The organism is Alkalibacterium sp. m-11 (assembly GCF_054658155.1).
In genome coordinates this window covers 1-7,742 of record NZ_BAAGIR010000095.1, presented here as the reverse complement: position 1 = coordinate 7,742, position 7,742 = coordinate 1, and the positions used below count along the sequence as shown (strand labels likewise).

The window sequence follows — 7,742 nt, the reverse complement described above, 5'->3', positions numbered from 1 at the left end:
GAATGTGCTAAACTGTTCTTGTCCTTCATGGGACGCCTCCTTCAATGATTTGAGTAAGTGGTCGGGAAACCAACTTTATCTTATCATGAAGTGAGGCTTTTTTTGACCCCACGCTGAAAGCTATCCTTAACCCCCGGCATAGCCGGGGGTTTTCAAAGTACAGAAAAAGAAAAGAGACCCGTCTGCCAAGGGTCTCTTCACCAAAAATTTTATTTAGTTTCAATTTCAACAAGCAAATCATTAGACTGAATCTGATCGCCTTCTTTGACAAATAAGCGTTCAACTCGTCCGGCAATTGACGAACGGATCGTCGTTTCCATCTTCATTGCCTCAGTTATAACAATCGGTGCACCTTTTTCGACTTTGTCACCACGCTTGACCAGAACCTGAAGAACAGAACCGGGCATCGTTGCACCAATATGTCCTTTATTGGACGGTTCAGCTTTCTTGCGGACCGCTTTGGTCGTCGTTACACTCTTGTCCTGAATTTCAATCTGACGGGCCTGGCCGTTCAGTTCAAAGTAAAGGGTACGGTTACCTTCCAGATCAGGGTCACCAATCTGATTCAGCTTGATGATCAACGTTTTCCCTTTTTCAAGAGTCACTTCGATCTGCTCACCCATACGCATGCCGTAGAAGAAGGTCGGTGTATCAAACTTGTTCACTTCTCCATACATATTATAGAAGAAGGTGTAATCCAGGAAGACCTGTGGATACATGATGTAACTGATGACCTCTTCCATACTCGGTTCTCTGTCCAGGTGTTCGCCGAGCTCAGCCTTGACCTTCTCAAAATCCATCGGCTCCTTGTATTCCCCTGGTCTTTTCTCAAGCGGTTTATCTCCTTTGAGAACGATCTCCTGCAGACGTTTCGGGAATCCGCCTTCGGGTCTGCCGAGCTCACCTTTAAAGAAGCTGACAACTGATTTAGGAAAATCGATGTCCTCTCCTTTATCGTAAATGTCCTGTTCGGTCAGGTCATTTTGAATCATGAACAGAGCCATGTCTCCTACTACTTTGGAAGACGGCGTTACTTTGACAATATCCCCGAACATATGGTTCACGACAGCATAAGCCGCTTTGATATCGTCCCAGCGATCCTCAAGGCCGACCCCTTTGGCCTGCTGTTTGAGGTTCGTGTACTGTCCACCAGGCATCTGGTGCGTATAGACTTCAGTAGACGCAGCAGGCATGCCTTCTTCAAAATCAGCATAGTATTTACGTGTATCTTCCCAGTATCGGTTCAGCTGCTCTACATTCTGTATATTGAAATTAGGCGCATGGGATGTTCCTTCCAGTGCATAATACAGACTGCTCATGCTCGGCTGACTTGTTTTTCCACTTAATGCACTCTGAGCGACATCGACAATGTCAACACCGGCACGAATCGCCGCACCATAGGTATAGACGCCATTTCCGCTCGTGTCATGCGTATGCAGATGAATCGGTATCTTCACAGTGTTTTTCAGTTCGCGGATCAGACGATAGGCAGCATGCGGTTTAAGCAGTCCTGCCATATCTTTGATTGCAAGAATATGGGCGCCCATTGCTTCCAGCTCTCTTGCCATCCGCTTATAGTAATCCATCGTATACTTAGTCTGAGACGGATCGTTCAAGTCACCCGTGTAGCAGATGGCCGTTTCTGCTATCTTGTTCTCATCCCTAACAAACTGAATACTTTTCTCCATCTGAGGAAGCCAGTTCAGGCTGTCAAATATTCTAAAGACATCGATTCCGTTAGCTGCTGCCAGACGGATGAATTCCTGAAGGACATTATCCGGCAGATTTTCATACCCAACACCGTTCGATCCTCTGAAGAGCATCTGGAGTAAAGTATTCGGCATTTTCTGACGGAGTTTTCTTAGACGCTCCCATGGGTCTTCGGTCAGGAAGCGGTAAGACACATCAAATGTGGCGCCTCCCCACATTTCCAGAGAGAAGAGTTCAGGTATCGCCTGCTCCGTCTGTTCAGCAATTGCCAGCATATCTTTCGAACGCATACGTGTTGCCAGCAGACTCTGGTGGGCATCTCTGAACGTCGTATCAGTCATCAGGACTGAGTTCTGTTCTTTAAGCCACTGGGCTACTGCTTCGGGACCATCTGAATCCAGAATATGTTTAGGATAGACGATATCTTTAGAAGGAAGGATAAGTTTCTCCGGCATTCTTGGTTTCTTGTTCGCTTTTTTCTCTACTTTTCCGATTCCCGGGAACCCATTGACCGTTACATTTCCGATATACTGTAGAGATTTATTCCCTCTGTCTCTCAGCTTTGAATACTCGAAAAGTTCCGGTGTTTCATCAATAAATCGTGTCGTCGCTTTCCCTGAAGAAAACTCAGGGTGCTTGAGTACGTTGATCAGGAAGGGAATATTAGTTTTTACGCCTCGAATTCTGAATTCGATCAGAGACCGTGTCATTTTCTGAACAGTTTTTTCATAGTCCATCGCCTGAGCAGACAGTTTAACTAAAAGTGAATCGAAAAATGGAGTAACGACTGACCCTTGGAAGCCATTCCCTGCATCCAGTCGGATACCAAACCCACCCGGTGAGCGGTACGTATTGATTTTTCCAGTATCAGGAAGGAAATTATTTACTGGATCTTCAGTTGTGATCCGGCACTGAATAGCTGCACCGTTCAGTCGGATATCTTCCTGATGAGGCAGTCCGACTTCTTCAAACAGATTTTTTCCTTGAGCGATCAGAATCTGGCTCTGAACGATATCGATTCCGGTCACCATTTCAGTGATCGTATGCTCAACTTGTACACGGGGGTTTACTTCAATAAAGAAAAATTCGTCGTTTTCAAGCAGAAACTCTACTGTCCCTGCGTTGACATAGTCGACATGCTTCATGAGTTTGACCGCTGTTTGGCACAGTTCTTCTCTCACTGAAGGAGACAGGTCTACACATGGAGCTACTTCGACTACTTTCTGGTGACGTCTTTGAACAGAACAGTCTCGTTCATACAGGTGGACGATATTCCCATGACTGTCCCCAAGGATTTGAACTTCGATATGCTTGGGGTTGGAAATATAGCGTTCGACGTAAATATCGTCACGGCCAAACGCCGCTTTCGCTTCACTCCTTGCCCGCTCGAATCCTTCTTCAGCTTCGGCTTCGTTATGAGCTACACGCATACCGCGTCCACCGCCACCTAAAGCGGCTTTCATCATGATCGGATATCCGAATGTGCGTCCGAATGCCTTGACCTCTTCAACACTGTCGACCGGCCCGTCTGTTCCTGGAATAGTAGGAATACCTGCTTCTTTGGCTACTTCCTTAGCTTTCAGTTTATCTCCAAACACATCCAGATGACGCGTTTCCGGTCCGATGAAAATGATCCCTTCCTCTTCACAGCGTTCTGCAAAGCCCAGATTTTCAGATAAGAACCCGTATCCAGGATGGATCGCTTCAGCACCCGAATCTTTAGCAATAGCAATAATGCTTTCAATGTCTAAGTATGCATCGATGGGCTTCTTTCCTTCTCCCACCAGATAAGCTTCATCTGCTTTAAACCGGTGAACGCTCGCTTCGTCCTCCTGAGCGTATATAGCAACCGTTGAAATCCTTAATTCATGCAGGGCTCTAAATATTCGGATAGCAATCTCGCCCCTGTTGGCAACCAATACTTTCTTCATTTAGCCTTCACCTCAACCTTATTTGATTTGACTATTTATCATTCTATTTTAACCTTACTCTCTATTTTACCAGAGATTGGCTCCATAAGAAAAGAATATTTTTCATTGTCTCAGAAATCAAAAAGGGATGCCATCGATAGGCATCCCTCTATGCTGACATCTATAAAAAGCTTGTTCAGTAACTTACCACATTTATTCCTTCTCACAAAGACCCTCAATCAAGGAAAAATCACCTGTCCTTGGTTGAGGGTCCCTTTTTTATCTTGCAAATTAATCTGTATCGCCAGTTATATTTCTGCGACGGGTCAGTCGTTCATACTGGGAGGCCGAGAATAGTTTCTTTATAGCAGTGGTCAACCCAAAAATGAAAATAAATATCAGAGTGATCGATGCTCCTGGCGGTGTACCGTATTGATACGAAGCAGTGAGACCGCTCAGCATTCCGATAACTGCAATGACTATGCCGATAAGGATAACGCCATTAAAACTCTTGCTTAACCGCATGGAAATTGCAGCTGGGAGAATAATAATCGCCGACACTAGTAAGGCGCCTACAATTGGCATGATGACTGCTATCGTCACACCGGTCAGTACGTTGAACAGAATCGACATACGCTTAATCGGAAGGCCAGCTGTAAATGCCGTATCTTCATCAAACGTCAGAATATACATCGGTTTTCTGAAAATAATGTATAAGCTCCCGATCGCCAGGGTCAAGCCAAGCAGAAGCCAGATCTGCTGCTGGCTTATCGTAACGATGGATCCGAACAGGAACTGGTTGATATTCAGTGATGCACCGCCTTCGTTCAGACCTAGAAGAACCAGAGCGACTGCCATCCCTCCGGACATCAACATTGCTACTGATATTTCAGAATATGTCCGGTATATCATTCGAAGATACTCCAGTAAGATGGCTACGCCTATCACGACTATAATATTTGTCCAGGTCGGGTCAGTACCTAACAGCATCCCAAGTGCCACCCCGGCAAGCGATACATGCGAGAGGGTATCCGCAATCAGAGACTGTCTTCTCAAAATCAGAAAAAGCCCCAGAACTGGCGCAATCAGTGAGATGAGGAATGATGCCTGGAAGGCTCTTTGCATGAATCCATAGAAAAACATCTCCAAGGGGAATCCTCCTTCCGTATCAGTTCGATATGTTTATTCGCATATTGACGCAGCTCTTCATGATCATGCGTCACCATCAGTATGCCTTTTCCATGATCCTGACTGTTATGCTTAAGTAAGCGATAAAATTCTTCACGGGAATGGCTGTCCATACCTGTGGTCGGTTCATCCAGGACAAAGAGATCAGGGTCCGTTGCAAATACTCGGGCGATCGAAATACGCTGCTTCTGACCCCCGGACAGTTCACCTATTTTCTTGTGACGCATATCCCACATACCAACGGATTCAAGAGATCGTCTGACATGTTCCTTATCTTCTTTATCCAGTTTTTTGAACCAGCGTCCTCTAGGGTATCTCCCTGACTGAACGAGTTCCAGAACAGTACTTGGAAAGCCTGCGTTAAATGAAGAAACCTGCTGAGGAACATAGCCTACAACGAGTTTTTCATTCCATCTATTTGTTCTGGACAGAGTGACGTTTCCTTTCGACGGTTTAAGAAGTCCCAGGATATTCCGTAATAAAGTTGTTTTTGCTGCCCCGTTTTCACCAGTCAGCATGACAAAATCACCGGAGTTCACCTCAAAAGAGATATTTTCCAGGACGGGTTCATCTTCATAATGGAAAGCAAGGTCATCGACTGTAATATATTGCATAAATTATCGACCTTTCTTAGATAGATTCGCTCTTAAGTATAGCATTTTATCCAGCATTTTTCAGCTGAATCTGTTAAACAGAAGACGAGGTGTGCCGTTTTAAACTGCGCACACCTCGTTAATTGATTTAGTTGATGGACTGTTTCAGTGCTTCGAGATTTTCTCTCATTGCTTCTATATATCCAAGACCTTCAGCTTGCAGTTCTTCTGACAAAGTTTCCAGATCATGCAGAACGGCTGTTTCTGTTCCAGTCTCATTGGCTACTGTCTGGGCAATCGCCGAATTGGCACCCTGCTGATAGTAAATGACCGGCACGTCGTATTCATTCACCAGCTGGTTGATTTCAGCTATTCTTGAAGGACTTGGCTCCACTTCTGTAGAAAGCCCGCCGATTGCTATCTGATCCAGATCATACCTGGCTGCAATATAGCCGAAAGCCTGATGCTGAACAATAAAGGTTCTATTTTCCGCACCCTCGAAAGCTTCCAGATAATCTTCATGAAGTGCAGACAATTCATTTATGAACTGGCCTGCGTTTTCCTGATAGCTCTCTGCATTCACCGGATCTGCTTCAATCAGTGCTTCCATGATAAGCAGGACCTGATCTTGTGCAAGGACAGGATCAAGCCAGATATGAGGATCTTCTTCTTCATGATCATCAATGTGTACATGAGCCACTTCTGATTGTGCGAGTTCATTTCCATCACCATCAGTTGCTACAGCCTGTACCAGAATATCTTCTCTTTCAATCTGGTATTCGAACCGGTCAGATGTCAGGTTATCGACCTGTTCCCATTGGCCTTCTTTTTCCATGACATACCATTGCCAGTCTTCTGCCTGTTCATATTGAGCCATTAAAGTGACGGTATCACCACTATGATAGTGGCCTGCCAGACCAATGATCTGAACATCCTCAGGAAGATTTGCCACTGGTTCAGCTGAAAAGTCTGTTTCATTTCCACTTGACGCCGGCGAGTCATAATGGCTTTCCGTTCCCAGAGCGTCAGCTGTTCGGACAACTTCCAGTTCTTCATTCTCAATTGAATTCAGCAGGCTGGGTACCCAGAACTCCATTTCCTCACTTGTATAGATGAACAGATCTGCATTATTGATTCCTGCAATATCCCGAGCACTTGGTTCATAACTGTGTGGATCTGCTCCTCCACCTACCATGAGAGAAATATCTGCATGCTCACCAGCCACCTGCTGAGTAAATTCATACACAGGATAAAAAGAAGTGACAATTGATAAGTTATCATCTGATGTTTGTTCAGAATTTTCTGCCGTACATGCACTTAAACCAAGAATTGCGAGAATAAGAGGCAGCAGCCCATACATTTTTTTATTAATCATCGTTAACTCCTTATGGTTGTAAATCGTAATCATTACGGTAAATAAAGTATGATGAGAATAGATACTCTGTCAAATTATAATTTCATAAGAGAAGGCAGCCAACTATATCAGCTGCCCACATTTTCTATTTAATGATTGTCCACTTCAATCTCAACAGCTTCAGATTGTGCATATGGTGCGTGTGCATCATCGTAAAGAACAGCCCTAACGTTTACTGTTGCTTCAGGTGCTTCCATAAACAGGTCTTGAGTATGCTGGCCGGAAATGATTTCCCATTCATCAGCATCATCTTCCCGGCTGTACCAGTGCCAGTCATCGTAATCTGTCTCTTCTGACATGACAGCCGTCAGTTCAACTAGTTCTCCAGTGTGGTAATGTTCCGCCACTCCTTCGATCGTGATCAGCTCTGCGACATCTGCATCAGCTTCATCATGTTCTTCTTCGGCCTCTTCATCAAGAACAGCAGTGTCGTCCGCTTCTGTATCTTTATCGCTGTCTTCTTCTAGTGCAGCTTCGTCACCTGTTTCTTCTTCAGTTCCTTCTTCTTCAGCCATATCTGTCGTGTTATCTTCTACACCTTCATCTTCTGCTGTATCACAGGCAGCTAAGTATAAACTCATTAAAGCAACTCCAGAAAGTTTGATCCATTTATTCAACACAATTATTCCTCCTATATAAGTAAATCGTAACCGTTACGTTTTACATTTAACCATGTTCCGCAGATGATGTCAACCACCTTTTTTGTAAAAACTTTCGTTACACCTCGTAATGAGCAGCCAGACTACTAAGAATCACGGGAGAATAATGGTCAGGAGTGGATTTTTGTCAGGCAAAATAAAAGGGGCTGGGAAAAAACCAGCTCTTAACAAACAAAAAGAACAATGAAAACCGTCGGTTTTAGATGGTCTTCATTGTTCTTTTGTATTTTTTCTGAAGATGTAGAAGTACATCCTCCTTTTCTTCGGA

At 44.5% G+C, this 7,742-nt stretch carries 5 protein-coding genes; all 5 read right to left on the bottom strand.

Features of this window, described 5'->3' with window-relative positions; all coding sequences use genetic code 11:
* Positions 1-209: 209 nt before the first annotated feature.
* The 5 genes from ACYQ2O_RS09180 to ACYQ2O_RS09160 all read right to left on the bottom strand — a co-directional run bounded on the left by ACYQ2O_RS09180 (position 210) and on the right by ACYQ2O_RS09160 (position 7,435).
* The gene (locus tag ACYQ2O_RS09180; RefSeq protein WP_459770863.1) at positions 210-3,641 is read right to left on the bottom strand and encodes a pyruvate carboxylase; all 3,432 of its coding nucleotides are present in this window, start codon (positions 3,639-3,641) and stop codon (positions 210-212) included.
* Between the two features lie 270 nt (positions 3,642-3,911).
* Complete coding sequence (locus ACYQ2O_RS09175) at positions 3,912-4,769, bottom strand: metal ABC transporter permease (protein WP_459796474.1); 858 nt, start codon at positions 4,767-4,769, stop codon at positions 3,912-3,914.
* On the bottom strand, positions 4,706-5,422 hold the full coding sequence (locus ACYQ2O_RS09170; protein WP_346024048.1) for a metal ABC transporter ATP-binding protein: 717 nt from the start codon (positions 5,420-5,422) through the stop codon (positions 4,706-4,708). The genes ACYQ2O_RS09175 and ACYQ2O_RS09170 overlap by 64 nt, the downstream gene beginning before the upstream one ends.
* 127 nt (positions 5,423-5,549) lie before the next feature.
* Positions 5,550-6,776 carry a metal ABC transporter solute-binding protein, Zn/Mn family gene (locus ACYQ2O_RS09165; protein WP_459796472.1) on the bottom strand — a complete coding sequence of 409 codons (1,227 nt, stop codon included), beginning with the start codon at positions 6,774-6,776 and terminating at the stop codon, positions 5,550-5,552.
* Positions 6,777-6,904: 128 nt separating this feature from the next.
* Complete coding sequence (locus tag ACYQ2O_RS09160) at positions 6,905-7,435, bottom strand: hypothetical protein (protein WP_346024419.1); 531 nt, start codon at positions 7,433-7,435, stop codon at positions 6,905-6,907.
* Positions 7,436-7,742: the final 307 nt, after the last annotated feature.